This is a genomic window from Pedobacter anseongensis (assembly GCF_037482965.1).
GTDB lineage: Bacteria > Bacteroidota > Bacteroidia > Sphingobacteriales > Sphingobacteriaceae > Pedobacter > Pedobacter anseongensis.
The window spans coordinates 541,010-560,692 of the sequence record NZ_JBBHKB010000003.1; the positions used below are offsets into that span (position 1 = coordinate 541,010).

The 19,683-nt window shown below is 36.0% G+C and carries 16 protein-coding genes; 6 read left to right on the plus strand and 10 right to left on the minus strand.

The window, feature by feature from the left end:
* Positions 1–7: 7 nt before the first annotated feature.
* From WG904_RS13180 to WG904_RS13190, 3 genes are read right to left on the minus strand one after another with little or no spacing between them, the layout of a single operon-like run.
* Positions 8–1,438 carry a glycosyltransferase family 2 protein gene (locus WG904_RS13180; protein WP_339579789.1) on the minus strand — a complete coding sequence of 477 codons (1,431 nt, stop codon included), beginning with the start codon at positions 1,436–1,438 and terminating at the stop codon, positions 8–10.
* Complete coding sequence (locus tag WG904_RS13185; RefSeq protein ID WP_339579790.1) at positions 1,435–2,433, minus strand: HEAT repeat domain-containing protein; 999 nt, start codon at positions 2,431–2,433, stop codon at positions 1,435–1,437. The genes WG904_RS13180 and WG904_RS13185 overlap by 4 nt, the downstream gene beginning before the upstream one ends.
* Before the next feature lie 59 nt (positions 2,434–2,492).
* The gene (locus WG904_RS13190; RefSeq protein ID WP_339579791.1) at positions 2,493–2,858 is read right to left on the minus strand and encodes a response regulator transcription factor; all 366 of its coding nucleotides are present in this window, start codon (positions 2,856–2,858) and stop codon (positions 2,493–2,495) included.
* A gap of 217 nt (positions 2,859–3,075) precedes the next feature.
* Between WG904_RS13190 and WG904_RS13195 the strand changes: the two genes are divergently transcribed.
* Together WG904_RS13195 and WG904_RS13200 are read left to right on the plus strand one after the other, a co-directional pair.
* Complete coding sequence (locus WG904_RS13195; protein ID WP_339579792.1) at positions 3,076–4,287, plus strand: GAF domain-containing sensor histidine kinase; 1,212 nt, start codon at positions 3,076–3,078, stop codon at positions 4,285–4,287.
* 3 nt (positions 4,288–4,290) lie between these two features.
* Positions 4,291–5,076, plus strand: coding sequence for a glycoside hydrolase family 16 protein (locus WG904_RS13200; RefSeq protein WP_339579793.1), 786 nt, complete (start codon positions 4,291–4,293; stop codon positions 5,074–5,076).
* Positions 5,077–5,082: 6 nt separating this feature from the next.
* Here WG904_RS13200 and WG904_RS13205 read toward each other — a convergent pair whose 3' ends face one another.
* Positions 5,083–5,667, minus strand: coding sequence for an LOG family protein (locus tag WG904_RS13205; RefSeq protein WP_339579794.1), 585 nt, complete (start codon positions 5,665–5,667; stop codon positions 5,083–5,085).
* An 81-nt stretch (positions 5,668–5,748) separates the two neighbouring features.
* Positions 5,749–7,218, minus strand: coding sequence for an IMP dehydrogenase (gene guaB, locus WG904_RS13210; RefSeq protein WP_339579795.1), 1,470 nt, complete (start codon positions 7,216–7,218; stop codon positions 5,749–5,751).
* 550 nt (positions 7,219–7,768) lie between these two features.
* Between guaB and WG904_RS13215 the strand changes: the two genes are divergently transcribed.
* Positions 7,769–9,607, plus strand: coding sequence for an outer membrane protein assembly factor BamB family protein (locus WG904_RS13215; RefSeq protein WP_339579796.1), 1,839 nt, complete (start codon positions 7,769–7,771; stop codon positions 9,605–9,607).
* Here the strand turns inward: WG904_RS13215 and WG904_RS13220 are convergent.
* From WG904_RS13220 to WG904_RS13230, 3 genes are read right to left on the minus strand one after another with little or no spacing between them, the layout of a single operon-like run.
* Positions 9,604–10,059: a GNAT family N-acetyltransferase gene (locus WG904_RS13220; protein WP_339579797.1), complete on the minus strand. Its 456-nt coding sequence runs from the start codon at positions 10,057–10,059 to the stop codon at positions 9,604–9,606. The two genes, WG904_RS13215 and WG904_RS13220, sit on opposite strands and share 4 nt — an antisense overlap.
* A gap of 6 nt (positions 10,060–10,065) precedes the next feature.
* The gene (locus WG904_RS13225) at positions 10,066–11,349 is read right to left on the minus strand and encodes a M16 family metallopeptidase (RefSeq protein WP_339579798.1); all 1,284 of its coding nucleotides are present in this window, start codon (positions 11,347–11,349) and stop codon (positions 10,066–10,068) included.
* Positions 11,342–12,580, minus strand: a complete 1,239-nt coding sequence (locus WG904_RS13230) for a M16 family metallopeptidase (protein WP_339579799.1) — start codon at positions 12,578–12,580, stop codon at positions 11,342–11,344. Before WG904_RS13230 ends, WG904_RS13225 begins: the two co-directional genes overlap by 8 nt.
* Before the next feature lie 131 nt (positions 12,581–12,711).
* On the opposite strand from WG904_RS13230, the gene WG904_RS13235 reads away from it, so the two are divergent.
* On the plus strand, positions 12,712–13,836 hold the full coding sequence (locus WG904_RS13235) for a CofH family radical SAM protein (protein ID WP_339579800.1): 1,125 nt from the start codon (positions 12,712–12,714) through the stop codon (positions 13,834–13,836).
* Between the two features lie 151 nt (positions 13,837–13,987).
* Here WG904_RS13235 and WG904_RS13240 read toward each other — a convergent pair whose 3' ends face one another.
* Positions 13,988–14,854: a ferritin-like domain-containing protein gene (locus WG904_RS13240; protein ID WP_339579801.1), complete on the minus strand. Its 867-nt coding sequence runs from the start codon at positions 14,852–14,854 to the stop codon at positions 13,988–13,990.
* 17 nt (positions 14,855–14,871) lie between these two features.
* Positions 14,872–15,591, minus strand: a complete 720-nt coding sequence (locus WG904_RS13245; protein ID WP_339579802.1) for a ferritin-like domain-containing protein — start codon at positions 15,589–15,591, stop codon at positions 14,872–14,874.
* A gap of 180 nt (positions 15,592–15,771) precedes the next feature.
* On the opposite strand from WG904_RS13245, the gene WG904_RS13250 reads away from it, so the two are divergent.
* Together WG904_RS13250 and WG904_RS13255 are read left to right on the plus strand one after the other, a co-directional pair.
* On the plus strand, positions 15,772–16,551 hold the full coding sequence (locus WG904_RS13250; RefSeq protein WP_339579803.1) for a LytR/AlgR family response regulator transcription factor: 780 nt from the start codon (positions 15,772–15,774) through the stop codon (positions 16,549–16,551).
* On the plus strand, positions 16,541–19,480 hold the full coding sequence (locus tag WG904_RS13255; RefSeq protein ID WP_339579804.1) for a sensor histidine kinase: 2,940 nt from the start codon (positions 16,541–16,543) through the stop codon (positions 19,478–19,480). The genes WG904_RS13250 and WG904_RS13255 overlap by 11 nt, the downstream gene beginning before the upstream one ends.
* The last annotated feature ends 203 nt before the right edge of the window (positions 19,481–19,683 follow it).

A 19,683-nucleotide genomic window follows, 5' to 3' on the forward strand; every position in this document is an offset into this window, starting at 1 on the left:
ACAAAAGCTAATTTACTTTTTTAGGCGCATTAAATCCTTGTCGCGTCATTTCACCCCACGAATTTTTCTTTCTCAGCAAATCTATGTTACCCATTACGGCCGACCATACCACGAAAGGATGAAAGATAAAGGGCTCTAAAAATGCAGTAAGTATTAATCTAAGGATATCCTTTCGACGTTTATATTGATTATAGGTTAATATTTCCATAAGAATTGCAAATACAGAATATAAGAATCCAAAACTGAATACCACAGCTAATAAGCCAAAAAAGAATCGCCAATTGGTTAATCCAGCTACTGCGAATAAAACAAAAAAGAACATTCCTAAAAATTCAATAATAGGCGCTAAAAACTCGAAAAGAAACCAATACGGGTAGCTAACCAATCCCAAAAATCCGTATTTATGATTAAAAAACATCACTTTATGCATTTTCAACGTTTCAATAGTTCCTCTGGTCCACCTGTTTCGTTGTCTCCCTAATATTTTGAAGCTATCAGGTGCTTCAGTCCAGCATAACGGATCGGGAATAAAACCTACTTTATAAGGAAGGTTTAGTTCTTCCATGTACCTTCTCATTCGAACCACTAGCTCCATATCTTCCCCCACTGTATTATGGTCGTACCCCCCACTTTTAATTACAATCTCTTTATCAAACGCCCCAAATGCACCTGAAATTAACAACAAGCCATTTAATCGACTCCATGCCATTCTACCTAATAAAAATGCTCTGATGTACTCTAGGGTTTGTACACGAGCTAGAAATTTATTTGGCAAATTAACCGCAACAAGACGCCCACCTTCTACCGTGCAGTTATTTGCTATCCTAATTACTCCACCAGTTGCAATTACCCGTTGTTTGCTATTTTCTAAAAAAGGTTTCGCCAACTTAAGCAAAGCATCTTGCTCTAAAATACAATCTACATCTATACAAACTATATATTCTTTTTGTGCAATATTAACCCCAACATTTAATGCATCCGCTTTACCACCATTTTCTTTATCTACAACGATAAGTTTTCTATAAACCTTATTTCTACTTTTGTAAACACCCCGCACCGGTTTAGCCTTAATCTGTTCATTTACAAAATGTTCAGTTTTATAAAGATCATAAGCTTCAATTAATTTAGACAGCGAATCGTCTTTACTTCCATCGTTTATAATGATAACTTCGAGATTAGCATAATGTATAGAAAGTAACGAACGAACATTTTCAATCACATTTGCACCTTCATTATAAGCTGGAGCTAAAATACTCATTCCTGGAGCCTGACTAGCACTTGCCAGCTGTCTATAATCTGTAAAACTATTTTTATAAAGATGTTTTTTAATTTCACCAATAGAATAGATGCCAATAAAAATATAGCAACTTAATAGCAGTACAGAATACGCTAAAAGGCTATAGGTAAATATATCTACAACGATACTCTGCCAACTCATGCGCTCAATTCTCCTTCTATTTGTTTTAATATTAAGCTAAGTGGGGCAAATGCCGACTCTGGCAACAAGCGTACCTGGGCTATTCCATTTTCAGATAGATGGGCAATGGTTCTCACTATTGCTCTTTTTTGCTCTGGTTCTTCTCCTTCTAAAAAAGAAATCAAAACAGGGATGTCTTCTTCATTGCCAATTTGTTGAAGAGTTTTTACAATCGCTATCTGATTCTGTTCTACTTCACTACTGTACCTCTCTAATAACATCTTAGAGGTTTCGTCGATATATATTTTTTCGAGTGCAAAGATGGCTTGACGCCTTACATTTTTGGAAAAATGATCTAAACAAGCCTCTACTTGTTGATACAACTCGAATCGGTGGAAATTCTTTGCCAATTTTAGCGCAAATATAACTACACTTTCATTTTTAGATAAAAGCCACTTTTCTATTCCACTAAAATTATGGGCAGGCAAAAAACTCAATTCATTAAGCAGTTTTATTTGTTGCCAATCTGTGATTTGATAACTCACTACATCTAAAAAACGAAGTCCTTCAAAACCAGTGAGCTTAATCACTGAAATTTGAGCTTCCATTCTTATGAGTTCATTTTGATTGTTAGTATGCCTATAAATTTTACTTAAATGCTCCTTTAAATCCATGATCCCCAAGTCTTGGATGGCTTTTGCCTTTATATGCCATTTCTTACTTTGTAGATTTATCAAAGCATAATGGTCGAGCCCTAATTGTAAATATAACTTTTGCAAAAATGAACCTGCTACGCCCGACATATTCTTTTTTGCCAACAAGATTTCTTTAGTTAGAAGCCTTCTGAACCTAGCATTTTTTAATAACACCTCGGTTCGATGATTAATAGGAAATTTTACAAACTCTACATCAGCATTTTCACTAAAAATTGCATCTCTAACAAGAAGATCAGCTATGTTTTTCCATTTTTTATATTTACTACGTCGATTTTTTACAAGCTTAAGATAAATAAGCATATAAACAATTAGCAAGCAAGAAATACTGAAAAAACTTAATGCAATTAATTCAAAAAAAATCATTTCGTTCGAGACAATGAAAACCTTCTTACTCGAATAGAAAGTTCATTTGGACTAAAAGGTTTGGTTATAAAATCGTCTGCGCCCAATTGAAACGCTTCTAATACAACATCTTCCTGCCCCATACCCGACAAAATAATGATGGGAATATATCTTTCCCTTGCACGCAAAGCTCCAACAATCTCCATACCAGACGAATAAGGCATCATAATATCAGATATTACTAAATCGGGGTTTGAATCGTCAATTCTCTTTAGTGCATCTCTTCCATCTCGTGCAACAATTACTTCATGTCCATCTTTTTTTAGGCGCATCTCTAATGTTCTTAACATCAATTCATCATCTTCGGCAATTAAAACTTTCATAGATAAGCATTTAAAGATAAAAGCAAGCACATATAATAAGAGCAGTTATATATACAATTACAAGACTACTAAGATAAGAATTACAGTAGTTTTTTTTAACAAAAAAGACACTATTTTAATAAATTTTGTCGTAAATTAATTTCAAATTAAATGAAGATAAAGCCAAATATCGGTAGCTTTGTTAATTATTTGTATCTAAGCCATTTACCAAGAGCATATGTCAAATCCTACTTCATTACTCTCCAAAGACGAGCTAAATAGGTTAATTTCACTTTCCGAATTTGACCTAGATTATTCTGATTTATCACATAATTTTGAAGATCTAGTTCAACTAGCCGCAAAAGTTTCGGGAACTTCCATTTCGTTGGTGAATCTTATTGATTCTTATACGCAATGGAGCGTTAGCAAGTTTGGTCTTGATATTGAACAAATGTCTAGAGAAGATTCTGTTTGCCAATATACCATTCTCGAAAAAGACCAGCTCGAAGTAAAAGATCTTTCTGTCGATGAGCGTTTTAGTGACAAATTTTATGTTCAGCAACCCCTTAACCTTCGATACTATTTCGGTGTACCCTTAACCACAAAAGAAGGGCACAACATAGGGGCCTTGTGTGTGTTAGATAATGAGACGAAAACGATAAGCCCTGAAAAAGTTGAATTATTGAAGCTAATTGCTAATGAAATCGTAAATCGCCTAAATACTATAAAACTCTTACAAGATTTGAGGTATAAGCTAAAAGGCGCATCCGATGTCAACAAAAAAGTAGCCCACGATATAAGAGGCCCACTTGCAGGAATCATTGGTATTTCTGAAATTATAAACGAATTAGGTAATGAAAATAAAATTGAGGAAGTACTCGAATTGGTTAGACTTATTCACAAAAGCAGCAAATCGATTTTAGATTTGGCAGACGAGATTTTAACAAATGAAACCGACAGTACCAATACTACCCAAAAAGCTAATGATTTTAATTTAACGTTATTTAAGGAAAAATTAGAAAAATTATATTTTCCACAATCTCTAAACAAAAACATTGAATTTTCAGTAAGTATAAATCCTAAATATGAAAGCATTTCCATCTCTAAAAACAAACTGCTTCAGATTGTAGGAAACCTTATATCTAATGCCATCAAATTCACTCCACAAGGGGGTTTTGTGCATGTAAAAATGGATTTAGTCCTTATTGGCAGCATTAAAAATTTACAAATTTTAGTTAGTGATAGTGGAGTGGGGCTTACCGAGGAAGATATAGTGAATATATTATCAGGATCTAAATCATCATCGAATGGTACTACCGGAGAATTAGGTTTTGGCTTCGGTTTAACGATGGTTAAACATTTAATTGAAGGCCTCGATGGTACCTTGAAAATAAATTCAACGTTAGGAAAAGGCTCAAATTTTGAAATTCTATTGCCACAAATTAAATAATAGATGTTAATTTTAAAAAAAGGCATCTTTTACTTTCTTATCCCTTTACTATTGCTCTTTTCGTGTAAAAGGGAGCTGATTACTTTTCCTATGCCACAACCTAGTTTAGACTCTGCTCTTCTTTCTTTAAAAATATTCCCTGTAAATAATAGCATTACCTTTAGTGGTTATAAGTGGAATGTGACCAACTCTCCAAGTAAGCGGGCTGCACCAGGCAATAATTATTGGAGCGAAAATTCGATTTGGGTTGATGGAAAAGGATATCTTCATCTTAAATTAACCAAAGAAACCGGAACAAACAAATGGTTTTGTGCACAAATTAGCTCAGAAAAAAAATTCGGAAATGGTTTGTATGAATTTTGGGTAGAAGGAAGGCTTGATCAATTAGATAAAAATGTAGTATTTGGAATGTTCAATTATTCGGGAATTGATTATTATGATGAAATGGATATTGAATTTTCGAGATGGGGCGAGATTAACAACCAAAATCTCCATTATAATGTTTATCCCGAAGAAAATACGAATTCAGCAAGATGGGGTTCCTCCACTGAGTTTTTATTAACTGAACCTTATTCTATTCACCGCATAACACGAGCTAACTCATCGGTTAAATTTGAGAGCTACTCTGATTTTCTAGGCAGGAAAATTCATAGCCAACTCTATTCGGCATCAACCATCAGCAAAAAAGAAATGCCAATCTATATTAATTTATGGGCATTCAAAAACGTAGCTCCCTCTGATCAAAAACAGGTTGAGATCATCATTCAAAAATTTGTATTTACAGAATAGGGAATCTTAAGTCAAATTCCTATCCCTAAACCAAACTTCATCAGGCACGGCGGTAAAATTTTGCATTTTATGTACCAAAGCCTGCGCATCGGTCTCATTGAATACTAAATCCCGATTGGTTTGCTTTAAAAAGCGATGTTGCACCATTACATCGAGCTGCAAAAACAAAGGATCATAAAAACCATTCACATTTAGCACCCCAATTGGTTTCGCATGTAAGCCCAACTGTAACCAGGTTAACACTTCAAAAAATTCTTCTAACGTTCCAAATCCGCCTGGAAGAATAATAAATCCATCTGCTAAATCAGCCATTTTTTGCTTCCGCTGATGCATATTCTCGGTAATGATCATTTCGGTTAAGCCTGTGTGTCCCACCTCCTTATCCATCAGAAATTGTGGAATTACACCAATTACCTCACCATTTTTTTTCAATATATCATCGGCAATCACACCCATTACGCCCACACTCCCACCTCCGTAAATCAGTTTTATTCCTTCAGTTACTAAAACGGCTGCCAATTCTTCGATCGCATTTCTTAAAATTAGGTCTCCATTAAAATTTGAGCCGCAGTATACACAGAGTGATTTCATCCAGTTGATTTATTTTCTTATGGGTTGATTGGAGCCTTTGATGACTATTTTATCATGTCGGGTTCATTAGTTATTCACAAATTATCGTGTATAATTTGGCGCTTCTTTGGTAATGGTAATATCGTGGGGGTGACTTTCTCTCATCCCCGCAGCAGTAATTTGCACAAACTGAGCTTCTTGTAATTTTTCGATAGTAGCTGCTCCGCAATAGCCCATGCTGGCACGCAAGCCTCCCACATATTGATACATTACTTCGGCGAGGGTTCCTTTAAACGGCACGCGACCAACAATTCCTTCAGGCACTAGTTTTTTAATATCGTCTTCCACATCTTGGAAATAGCGGTCTTTAGACCCCTGCTCCATCGCTTCAATAGAACCCATTCCGCGATATGATTTAAATTTTCTTCCTTCGTAAATAATAGTTTCGCCAGGCGATTCTTCTACACCTGCAAATAGCGATCCCGCCATTACTGTACTTGCCCCCGAGGCAATGGCTTTCGCGATATCGCCCGTATGTTTAATTCCACCATCGGCGATAACAGGTACACCCGTTCCTCGTAAAGCTTTAGCACATTCAAAAACGGCGTATAATTGTGGAACCCCGACTCCAGCTATAATTCTGGTGGTGCAAATAGAACCAGGACCAATCCCAACTTTTACCGCATCAGCACCCGCATCGGCTAAAAACTTGGCAGCAGTACCAGTAGCAATATTTCCTACAATAACCTGTAGTTCTGGGTATTTTGCTTTTACTTCTTTTAATTTATCAACCACCCCTTTCGAATGCCCATGAGCGGTATCGATGGTAATTACATCTACTCCAGCGTTTACCAATGCATCAACACGGAGCATGGTATCGGCAGTTACACCCACTGCAGCACCCACACGTAAACGACCCCTATCGTCTTTACAAGCCGCAGGATAATTTTTAACTTTTTGAATATCCTTAAACGTTATTAAACCACTTAAATAGCCTTCTGCATTTACAACTGGTAATTTTTCTATCTTATGATGTTGAAGAATTTCTTCAGCTTGAGTTAAATTCGTGCCTTCTGGAGCAGTGATTAAATTTTCTTTTGTCATAACCTCCGCAATTGGCCTCGACATTACTTTTTGAAAACGCAAATCACGATTGGTAATGATGCCTACCAATTTATTATCTTGGCTCACCACTGGAATACCTCCAATTTTATGCTCCTTCATAATGTTAAAGGCATCGGCTACAATAGCGGTTTCTTGTAAAGTAACAGGGTCTTGAATCATCCCACTCTCTGAACGCTTAACTTTACGAACTTCCTCTGCTTGTCTATCAATCGTCATGTTTTTATGAAGCATGCCTAAACCACCGTTTTGCGCAATAGCAATGGCCAATTCAGCTTCGGTAACGGTATCCATTGCCGCCGAAACCAAAGGTACATTGAGCTTAATCTTTTTAGTAAGATAAGTGGATGTATTTACATCACGTGGCAAAATCTCAGAATATGCAGGCACCAACAATACGTCATCGTACGTTAAACCAGTTGCAATAAATTTTTGGGGATCGAGTTGCATAGCAAATAAATTAGGAGTTCTTATTTGCAGGGCAAAGATACGATTTAATCATCCAAATTAAAAATATCTTTTTATAATGAAGAAGTAATTTAAGTATGCACTATTTTTTTTAATCACCTGTAGCGTTTCTATAGGTTCTTACGTTTACGCAGTATATATCAATTCAAAAACCCATGAGGGTGGTGCCTTATTTGGTTTCTGAATTGAATTTTATGATTAAAAAGTAAAAAGATTATCTGCGTTTGCGGTTTAACTTAGAATGCTAAGGGTGGTTCCTTAATTAAAGCGCTAAGTTAAAGGTGAAGTATTAAAAGTTTAAAATTGTGCTGAAAGCGCAATTAGTTTCATCTAGGGGTGGTGCCCTAGATTATAATCCCACCTATTAGTTTGGATTATTAAGGTTTAGATTGCACCTTCAACATACTTACGGTCTGTAAAAATACAGACCGTAAAAATGGTGCTTCCTCACACAGCTCTTTCTTATCAACAAGTTAAGACAGCACTTGTCTTAGCAAAAAAATCTACTCATCTTTATTAAAAAATTACTTTAATGAAGAAATCCCTCCTTTTACTATTTTTTGTTGCTCTCCATTTTTCTGTTTTTGCACAAGACTTTAAATACGCTTTTATTAGCGATACCCATATTGGCGCCACTACCGGGGAAGAAGATTTAAGAAGAACCGTTGCCGATATCAATCTGCAAAAAGACCTCGATTTTGTGGTAATCACCGGCGACATCACCGAAATGGGAACAAACGAGGAATTAAAATTAGCTAAAAGCATATTTTCTTTACTGAAAATACCCTATTACATAATGCCAGGCAATCACGATACGGGTTGGTCTGAATCGGGCGGGGTGAGCTTCATTAAAGAATTTGGGTATGATAAATTTACGTTCGACCATAAAGGTTATCGTTTTATTGCATGTGCTTCTGGGCCTTATGTGCGCATGAGCGACGGACATATTCCTCGAGATGCCACTGTTTGGTTAGATGAAGTCTTAAAAAAGACGCCGAAAGATATGCCCATCATCTTTTTAAATCATTATCCAATTGATAACAGCCTGGATAATTGGTATGAGGTAACCGATCGATTAAAAACCCGTAATATCCAATACATCATTAATGGGCACGGACACCGTAACATCGCTATGAATTTTGAGGGCATCCCGGCCACTATGGGCAGATCGAATTTGAGAGCAAAGGACACTATTGGTGGGTATAACATCGTAAACATGACAAAAGACACGGTCTATTTTTCGATTAAAAAGCCAAATCAAGAACTGCTTCCCTCATGGCGAAAAATCCCATTAAAACCCTTTGTACATCAAACCTTAAAGGCTTACGAGCGACCAAGTTTCGATATCAATAAAAAGTATGCAACTGTTAAAGAGGTGTGGACGTATCATTCGAGTGCAAATGTGGTAAATACACCTGCATATAGCGATAAAGCAATTATTTTCGGAAATAGCTTAGGCTTGGTAGAAGCATTAAGTAGAAATACAGGCAAAAAGTTGTGGACATTCAAAACCAAAGGAGCTATTTATTCATCGCCAGTAATTAGTAAACAAACCGTTGTTTTAGGTTCTGGAGATGGAAACATCTATGCGCTAAATAGTAGTAGCGGCAAAGTTAGTTGGAAAATAGAAACGGCTAATGCGGTACTAGGTTCACCAGTTGTTGATGGCGAGCAGGTATTAATAGGAGGAAGCGATCATACCTTTAGAGCAATTGCCATTAAAACCGGTAAAGTAATTTGGGAGTTTAAAGAGGTTGAGGGAGCCATCGTAGGTAAACCATTAATTTACCAGGGCAAAGTTATTTTTGGTTCGTGGGGAAGGTATTTGTACGCGCTCGATGTTAAATCAGGAACACTCTTGTGGAAATGGAACAACGACAATGGAAACAGAATGTTTTCTCCTGCCATGTGCACTCCAGTAGCTGCTAATGGAATTGTTTACATTGCCGCACCCGATCGCTTTTTAACGGCAATTAATGTAAATGATGGGAGAACTTTGTGGCGAACCAAAGAAGCTATGGTTAGAGAGTCGATTGGCCTCTCAGCTGATAGCACTACCATTTATGGCAAAACTATGCAAGACGAAATTGTTGCTTATAAAGCAAATGGAACCGCCCCAGAATTAGCTTGGAAGTTAAATGCTGGTTTTGGTTACGAACACACCCCTTCCGATTTAGTGGAGAAAGGTGGGGTTGTTTTTTACGGCACAAAAAATGGAGTAGTGTATACTTTTGATGCAAAAACACATCAAAATTTATGGTTACATAAAATTGATAACTCCATGATCAATACCATTAACCCAATCGACAATAAAAACATTGTGGTGAGTACCATGGATGGAAAGGTAGCGCTTTTACGAAATGCTAATTAACTTTCCTTCTCACAATGTTGTCTTAATTGTTTCGGTCCTTGTGGCCAAATAAAAGCTGTAGTTTGTTTTTTCCAACCCATGCTTTTATAAAAATGATCGGCGCCTGGCGCAGCACTTAAATTAACAAAATGATAATCAATTAATTGGCTATTTAACCTAGTAACCAAATATTTACCGAGGCCCTGACCTTGATAATCGGGATCAACTACAATATCGGCCAGCATGGCATAATATCTTCCATCACCCACTACCCTGCCAAAAGCTATTATTTGTTCGTTTTTAAATATAAAAAGGGTAGCTGTACTGTTTCTAAATGCAGCTTCAATTTCTCCGGCTTTACGGTGCTTCCATTCTATTTTATAAAACAATGAAATTACGTAATCCCAATCAATTAACGATAAATCGGGATTGCTCACGTAGTTAAAATTTGGATTTTCTTTCACACTATTCATCCTTATTTACGCCTGTTTTATTTTACCAACCACAACCTCAACAAAATTCGCAGGATCTAAATACTTCTGTGCCATATGCTGTATTTCGTTTGGAGATATATTTTTAACTGTGTTGATATATTTACGATAGTAATCGTATCCCAATTTAGAAAAATGTAGGTTTTTAAATTTATCGGCATGCGAGAAAATATTTTCCAAGCTTCCTAACAACGAGCCAAGCATATAATTTCGAACTAAGTCTAACTCTTCATCACTCACCTTTTCTGTTCTTAACGCTTCTATTTCTTTATAAATTTCGGCTAAGGCATTTTCACACACATCAGCCCCAACTTCGGTGGCAATGAAGAAGTAACCCGCATGTTTTAAGGAAGCAACACCCGATCCAATGCCATAAGTGTAGCCTTTATCTTCACGAATATTTGCCATTAGCCTCGAGCCAAAATAGCCACCAAGTACAGTATTTAATACTTGAAAAGCCGGAAAATCGTCATTAGAACGGTTAATTGCCAATTTTCCCATACGGATGGCGTTTTGAACAGATTCAGGTTTATCGATCCTAATTTTACTGCCTGCAGTTGGTAAAAAGGCAAATTTATTTAATACAGAGGGTGATGAATTTCCCCAATCTTTTCCAAAAAACTCATCCAATAGCGCAAACTCTTTCAATTCAAATTTCCCCGCAGCAATGATGATGCAGTTTTCAGGCTTAAAAGCAGCCTGAAAATAACTAATGAGATCGTTACGCTTCAACTGATCATAATCCGTCATTGAAATATCCGATCCGTAAGCAGTATCTCCAAAAATAGCGTTAGCAAAAGTTTTCCGGGCTAGAAAATCATTCTTCTGCAAGTTAACCTGAAGTTTTTGCTTTTGATTCTGTATAAAAATATCCAACTCCTGTTGTGGAAAATTACTTTCGCTTAAAATGGCTTTTAAAATCGGTAAAACCGAGGAAAGATGTTTGCTTAAACTATAAAGCGTAATCGTTATATGATCGGCACCGTATTCGGTTTGCAAGAATGCACCGTAATAATCAACTTGTTCTGCTATTTCTTTAGCAGATAATTTCGTTGTGCCGTTGTTAATTAAACTATTTACCGTAACGGCTTGCAATGGCTTACTAGCATTCCAATTTATATTATCGAAAATAAATTCTACCCTAACCAGTTCTTTCTGACCTGCGTTAAAAGTATAAACATCGATACCGTTACTTAATTGTTTATTTTCTGGAGTAATAAAATTAATATCGTTTACCTGTTTATAGGCAGGTGAGAGGGCACGGTTAAGCATTGGCTAAATAGTATAGGGTTGATGATTTTTCTTTTACGAAGGTTTCCTTGGCGGCTTCCTTAATCTGCTCTGCAGTAATTAACGCGTACTTCTGCATCTCGGTGTTTAGCAAATTGGCATCACCTAATAATTCGTAATAGGCTAAATTCATTGCTTTATCCAATAAATTCATTTCAGAAAACGCCATAATCGACTCCGATTTGTTTTTAACCTTTGTTAATTCTAAATCACTTACCATTTCATTGCTGATTTTCTCCAGTTCTTTCCAAATTGCTTGCTCGGCAATATCCTTTTCTACCCCAGCAATTAATTTTCCTTCAACAATAAATAACCCTTCGTCTAAACTGCCAGACATGTAGGCATTAATATCGCTGAACAATTGTTGCTCTTTTAATAAGCTGTTATAAAGCCGAGAGGATTGCCCCTGTGATAAAATATCCCCTAATAAATCGAATACCTGATAATTAGGATCATTTCTAGCTGGCATTTTAAATGCAATATAAATAGCATTTAAGGGCACATTTGCATGTACAGTTAAAGAACGTGCTTCGGTTTGAGGAAGTTCTTGAGGCAAGTTGCGTTCATATTTATTTCCTGCAGCGATAGGCTCGAACCATTTTTCGGCAAGTTTTTTAACTTCAGCTGTAGTTACATTTCCCCCCACAACTAAAATTGCGTTTTGAGGAGTATAATGCTTTTTAAAAAATGCTTTTACATCTTCCATTTTCGCATTTTCAATCTGTGCTAAATCTTGCCCGATAGTAGCCCATTGATAAGGGTGGGTTTGATAAGCTAAAGGTCTCAATTTTAACCAAACATCTCCATAAGGCTGATTAAGGTAGCGTTGTTTAAACTCTTCCATCACCACATTACGTTGTGTATCTAAGCTCTTTTCAGAAAAAGCCAGGCTTAACATTCTATCGCTTTCTAACCAAAAAGCAGTTTCTAAATTTGTCGATGGCAGAGTGATGTAGTAATTGGTGATGTCGTTACTCGTAAAAGCATTATTCTCGCCCCCTACTCGTTGCAAGGGTTCATCATAATTTGGGATATTTATAGAGCCTCCGAACATCAGATGTTCAAACAAATGGGCAAATCCGGTTTTATTGGGTTCTTCGTCTCTTGCGCCAACATCATAAAGAACATTTAAAACGGCCATAGGCGTAGTAATATCTTCATGAACAATAACTTTTAAGCCATTTGCAAGCGTAAAGCGGTTAAATTCTATCATTTATATTTTTTGAGCCGTAAATATAGGAAAAGTCTGGAGTCTATAGTTAATAGTCTAAATTCTATTTTATCTATTTACAAACTCAAGACTAATGACTTCAGACTTTACGACTAAAACAATTATCTTTGTATATGGATACTGCCGAACTATTACAGCGAGCATTGAATTTCGACTTTTTAACAAAAGAAGAAGGTGTTTTTTTATATCATAATGCAGAAACTGCTGAATTAGCTTATGTAGCGAACGAATTGCGTAAAATTCAAGTGCCCAGTGGCAAAGTAACTTGGCAAATCGATCGTAATGTAAATACAACAAATGTTTGCATTGCCAACTGTAAATTTTGTAATTTCTTCCGTAGGCCCGGTCACGATGAAAGCTACATCACCGACATCGAAACCTATAAAGTTAAAATCGAAGAAACCTTTCGCTTAGGAGGCGATCAACTTCTATTACAAGGAGGCCACCATCCCGATTTAGGGCTAAGTTTTTATGCTAATCTTTTCAAGGAGTTAAAAGAGTTATATCCCGATTTAAAATTACATGCCCTCGGCCCACCGGAAATTGCACACGTTGCAAAACTAGAAGGCATTTCGCACACAGAAGTTCTTAAAACCCTAAAAGCTAACGGAATGGATTCGTTGCCAGGAGCTGGGGCAGAAATATTGAACGACCGAGTGAGAAGGTTAATTTCTAAAGGAAAATGTGGCGGGCAAGAATGGTTAGCTGTGATGCGAGCTGCGCATCAACTTGATATTACCACTTCGGCTACCATGATGTTCGGTCATGTCGAAACCATTGAAGAGCGTTTCGAACATTTGGTATGGATAAGAGAAGTTCAAAGTGAAAAACCTGCGCATGCAAAAGGATTTTTAGCTTTTATTCCATGGCCTTTTCAAGACGATGGCACTTTATTAAAGCGCTTACGTGGCATAAGCAACAACGTAACGGGCGATGAATATGTTAGAATGCTGGCCTTAAGTCGTATTATGTTGCCAAATGTAAAAAACATTCAGGCGAGTTGGCTAACGGTTGGTAAAGCTGTAGCCCAAATGTGCTTGCATTCAGGCGCGAACGATTTTGGATCTATAATGATTGAAGAAAACGTAGTTTCTGCTGCAGGGGCGCCACATCGTTTTACAGCAAAAGGTATTCAAGACGCAATTAAAGAAGCAGGCTTTGAACCGCAATTACGTGGACAGCAATATAATTATAGAGAATTACCCGCTGAATTAGAAGAACAGGTTATTACGTATTAAGGCTTGAGTTGTTAGTATTTAGTCGGAAATCTATTTTTTAGTAAAAAAATGGTTGCGATCCTAGCCATCCTATAATACGGGTAATCCTAATAAAAAAAAGAGGAGCTCTCGCTCCTCTTTCCTAAAAAATCAACCAATCTAAACCTAAATGTTATACTAATTTTTTTCCTGGCATTAAGAACAAGTTGGCAATAGTTATTACTGAGGCTCTATCTAAAGGCTCATCAAAACATTCAACAGCTGCTGTTTTGGTAATATTTGCATTACCACCAATACCAACAATGTTAACACCTGCTTGCACAGTGGTGTCCTCACCCGCATAAACCGCATCAACTTGTGGCACACCAGAATCATTTGCTTGACCTGAAGCGCCAAGGCTTACCCATGGTTTGAAAGTTGCACTTCCACCAGCTAATGCTGTACGCATTGAACGAATATGCGCTGCGTGACGAGCCTCAACCGAATGGATCTGTAAAGCTGTAGTTAATACATCATTACCAGCCAACACACCTGCTTGACCTTTATAAGCACGTACACCTGTATCTTCAAATCCTTGTGCCACTGCTAAAAATGTAGCATAATCAGTATATACTCCTGGGAAAGTTCCACCCGCTGTAAAATCAGTATCCGCATAAGGGATAGGTGCTCTTGCAGATGCACCCAATGCGCCAGCCAATAAATTAACGTGAGCCTGTTCGTGGTTACGAATTAATGTAATTGCAGCTAATGGAGCTCCTGCTGGGATTAGTCCAGGGGCAGCAACAACCGCATGGTTGTAAAAATTATATTCCAAATATTCTAATGATAAAGCAAAGTTTAACACATCGGTAACTTGAGACGGGGTAGATTGACCATATGCTTTTTGAAATACTGAGCCTAAAGCTAAGGGCATTGCCGCTAATGTGATTTTTTTTCCCATGTTAAAAAAATCCTTCATTGCTGCTCTTCTCGGGTTTAATCTTTCATAGATTTCACCATCTACTTTTTCAATTTCTTCTAATATATTTACGATATTCATGATTTCTAATTTTAAGATTAAAGATTAATTACGTTTACTTTAGTTTTAATATAAGTTCCTGCGATAGCAAGTACTTTATCTGGAGTTAAAGAGGCATCTAACCCTTTTGTATCATCAGCCCCTAAAGCATTGAGCTCATTTAAATTTGAAAAACTCCCATTAGAAATAAGATCACGGATATAAGCAGCGTGACGTGCTTCTACCGAAACAATTTTACCCGCAGCTAATAAATAAGTAGTATTTTTAATACGTACACCAGCTCCATTATAAGCAGACACGCCTAAATCTTCAAATGCTTTTGCAGTTGCCAACACACTTGTACGATCTGTAAAATTAATGCTTGAGAAATCTACTTCCAAACTACCAATAGCCGCTGTGCCTAATGCGGCTTTAAAAAATTCTCTGTGGGCAATTTCATGATATTGAATATCATTAAAGTAGTTTTTCTCTGCTGTGGTAAATGTTGATGGTGGTGCAGAAGCTACTTTAATGTAAAATGCGGCTTCTAGTTGTTCTAAAGCATAAGCATAATTTAATACGCCAAAATCATCTTTAAAATCTAGTGTTACACCAGATGGAACCATTACTTTATCTTTTTTACAGCCGGCAGCTGTTAAGGCTACCACTGCTGCTCCTGCACCTGCATACTGCAAGAAAGAACGACGTTGTAATTTAGCATCCAAAATACTGCTTTCTGTAAGCAATCCACTTTGGTCGTTTTTAGTTAAATTTTCCATAGTTTATAAATTCTTATTTAAGGTTCTTTAAAAGGTTATCTTTTTTAAACTACGAGAAGAACTTTGATACGGTTTTTTATAAATCAAAGTTTTCCCACTCCTATTAGGTGTACTCAAAAAACAAATATTTCCTAATCGTTATTTTTTTAGATAAATTGAGCCTTATAAAACAAAACGCCTGTGTTAAACGCAATTATCGTTGATGATGAAGAATTTGCCCGATCTTCACTCTATTTTCTACTTCAAGAAAACTGCGAAAATGTACATGTTTCGGGCATTGCAAAGTCGGTAAATGAAGCACGTATGCTCTTGAATCAGCATCAAATAGACCTTATTTTTTTAGACATTGCCATGCCTGGAGAAAATGGTTTTGAGCTTATTCCTCAAGCACAATTAGCAAATGCAACCGTAATTTTTACCACAGCATATGATCAATATGCCTTAAAAGCAATAAAGGCAAATGCGCTCGATTATTTATTAAAACCTATAGACATCGATGAATTAAAAGAAGCCGTAGAAAAAGCATCCAAATACATTAAGCTTAATAAAAATGAGAACAACAGGAATGAAAGCTTAAAAAATTTAGCAAACGATTTAACGAATAAATCAACAATTAAAAAAATAACCATACCAAATGGACAAGGTTATCGTTTGGTTGATATTAATGACATTACGCATATCGAAGCGGATAGCAATTATTCTGTTTTTAATTTAATTAATTCAGAGAAAATAGCAGTTTCTAAAGTGTTAAAAGATTATGAAGAAATATTGCCAGAAAACAGATTTTTCCGCATCCATAAATCTACCATTGTAAATCTAGCCTATATAAAAGAATATAACTCAAAAAATGGTTTACAAGTGGTGCTCAAAAACGGCGAATGCATTACAGTTTCCCGTCGCCGAGCCAGCGATTTTTTCGAAAAAATTAAAGCATTTACCAATTTACAAAATGAAGATTAACGTTCTAAAATATGTACTCTTAACGTTTATCGCTTTACTTTTTCAAGCAAAACTTGTCGACGCCCAAACCCTGTACCTTCCCCATTATACCACAAAAGACGGATTGCCCAGCAATAATTGCTATTTTACACTGCAAGATAAAAAAGGCTATATATGGATTGCAACTGATGCCGGAGTAAGTCGGTTCGACGGTTCAAATTTCGAAAATTTCTCGGTAGATGATGGCTTACCCGATAATCAAATTTTACAGTTAAAGGAAGATAGCAAAGGCAGAATTTGGTTCTTAGCACTTAATGGTCAGCTAAGTTATTTCTACAACGGAAAAATTTACAATTCCGAAAACGAACCTAAGCTTAAACTCTTAAAATTAAATGCTGTAGTCGTTTCATTTTTCGAGGATAGTAAAGGCCGGATTTGGTTCGGGACCAATAAGAACACCATTGCCTGTTGGAATGAACAATCGGTATTGCTATATCACTCTCCCAATAAGCAAAAGCAATTCATTAATGCTTTCATCCATGAAGATAGCAAGAGTAACATTTGGGCGTATAGTACACAGGCACTTCATGTGTTTATTGAAAGAGATTTCGTGTTAATTAATGATTCCATACGCCCATTATCGTATAAAACAAGCTTAAATCTTAAAAATAAATCGATGTACTTTTTGGATAAAGGCGGATTAAATTTAAAGACTGGATTTACGGTGAAGAAAGTATTAAATATTAATTCGAATTTATTAGCTAATAGTCCGGGTTACATTTACACTAACGACAAAGAGCTTTGGCTAAGTAATAATAGTGGTGTTTTTATTCTAGGCTTTAATGGAAGCAGCGAACAAATATTAAATGACATCGATGTGAACCAAGTTATCAAAGATCGAAATGACAACATGTGGTTTACGACTAAAAATGGAATTTATAGACTCCCTGACCCTAAAGAAAGGCTTTATATTTTAAATACAGAAAGTGGGTTAGCTAATAACACTATAAAAAGTATTACAAAAGACGGAAAAAACAGGCTTTGGCTAGGCCTAGGTGGCGCAAAAATTAATCTCTTAGCTGTAGATACCAAGCAAGTACAGCGCATTGATATTCCAGATAAGAAAAAATACGACAACATTAAACAATTTAAACTTGATACCGCACGCAACACGATGTATTTTGCATCAGACTTTGGATTGGGCAAACTCGAAAATATTTATAACACTAAGCCAAAAATTAGTTATTTAAGAGAAATTAATAATTCTATGTTTGTCGTTAAAAATTTTAGCTTAGATCAAGATAAAAAAGTCGCCTTGGCGTTATCTTCTGGGGTAGTAATTATCAACGATCGGATCAATAAGCTTGAATTTAACGCTTTAGCGTATAAAGAAAAGCAAGATTATTTTAAAGAACGCGCCTATCGAGTTTATTTTGACCAGCAACAACAACTCTGGTTTTCGAATCTGAATGGCGTATCGGAATTTGGCAATGGGAATTTAATTAAGCATTACGCAAATAATCCCATGCTTACGAAAAGGGTGAACGACATCAAAGAATTGCCCAATAGCGTTTTTGCAATGGCTACGGATGGCTATGGCATAGTATTTATGGCGAACAATAAAATCGTAAAGCATATTACGCAAAGTGATGGACTTAACAACAACATCATTAATAAGCTTTTTGTAAAAGGCGAACATTTGTGGGCTATAAGTAATAATGGTGTAAATAGAATATCTTATAAGAACAATAAAGTAAGTATTAATTCATTCGATTATGCAAATGATTTATTATCCGACGACCTAAACGATCTTTTTATAGATGACAATACTGCTTATTTTGCCACCAATAACGGATTAGTTTATTTTAACTTCAATTTAACATCGCAATTAAAAAGTGCGCCTAAAATTTATATATCATCTATCACCCATAACAAAATACCTTTAGATTTAAGTTCATCTAGTTTTAGTTTCGAGCCTGAGGAGCATAATATTGTATTAAATTACAGTGCTGTAGATTTTAAAAACAAGCAAATTACGTATCGGTATCGCTTAAAGGGCGATGTAAAGTGGACTGAAACAAAAAATAGACGTTTAGAGCTGTCGACACTCGAGCCAGACCACTACGTATTTGAAGTGAGTGCTAAAAGTCAAGATAACGAATGGAGCGTGCCTGCCAGAATTAATTTCGAGCTTGAAAAACATTTTTGGCAAACCTGGTGGTTTTTTTCAATTTTAATTGTGATAGGTGGATTCTTACTCTACATTATCACAGTTACCATAACTAAGCGGCAAAAGAATAAGGAGCAAGAGCAGTTATTGTTAAAGAATAAAACCTTAATGTTAGAGCAAAAGGCTTTACAAGCGATGATGAATCCACATTTTGTATTTAATGTAATGAATTCTATCCAACATTACATTAATACGAGCAATACTTCATTAGCTAATCGTGTTTTAACAGGCTTTGCCAAACTTATCCGTAAAAATTTAGAGATTTGTACCAAAAGCTATATTAACTTAGAAGAAGAGGTAGATTATTTGAATCTCTATTTAAGTCTCGAAAAAAATCGATTTGGCGATAAATTCAAATACCGTATTACCATCGATCCTAAAATTGATAAAGAAGAATCGTTCATTCCATCGATGTTGCTACAACCTTTTATCGAAAATGCAATATGGCATGGCATTATGCCACAAGAACAAGGTGGAGAAGTTGACATCAATATTAATCTGAATGATGAAGACTATTTGCAGATTAATATTATCGATAATGGAGTAGGTATTTATAATTCTTTAAAGCAAAAGAAATCTGGGCATAGAAGCAAAGGAATGGATTTAACCCAAGAGCGAATTAATTTATTAAACAAAATTGAAGCAAAACCTATACACTTGAATATAAAACAAAACGGAAAAAACGGTACAATCATCACTATTTTAGTTCCTCTCACCTAATTACTACCGTTTACTCAATTATCATTACCACTTACTCATTTTACTAGCTTTACAGTAAGAATAGCATTAAACTTGTTATAAGATATTAAACAATCCTTAATGGTTTGTTCAAAAACGTTCTTATAGGATTGACCAAGATATTTTTTAACCTAACCTAAAACTATATCTCAATTCAGGTTTCATTTGTGTGTTAAAAGCGTCCC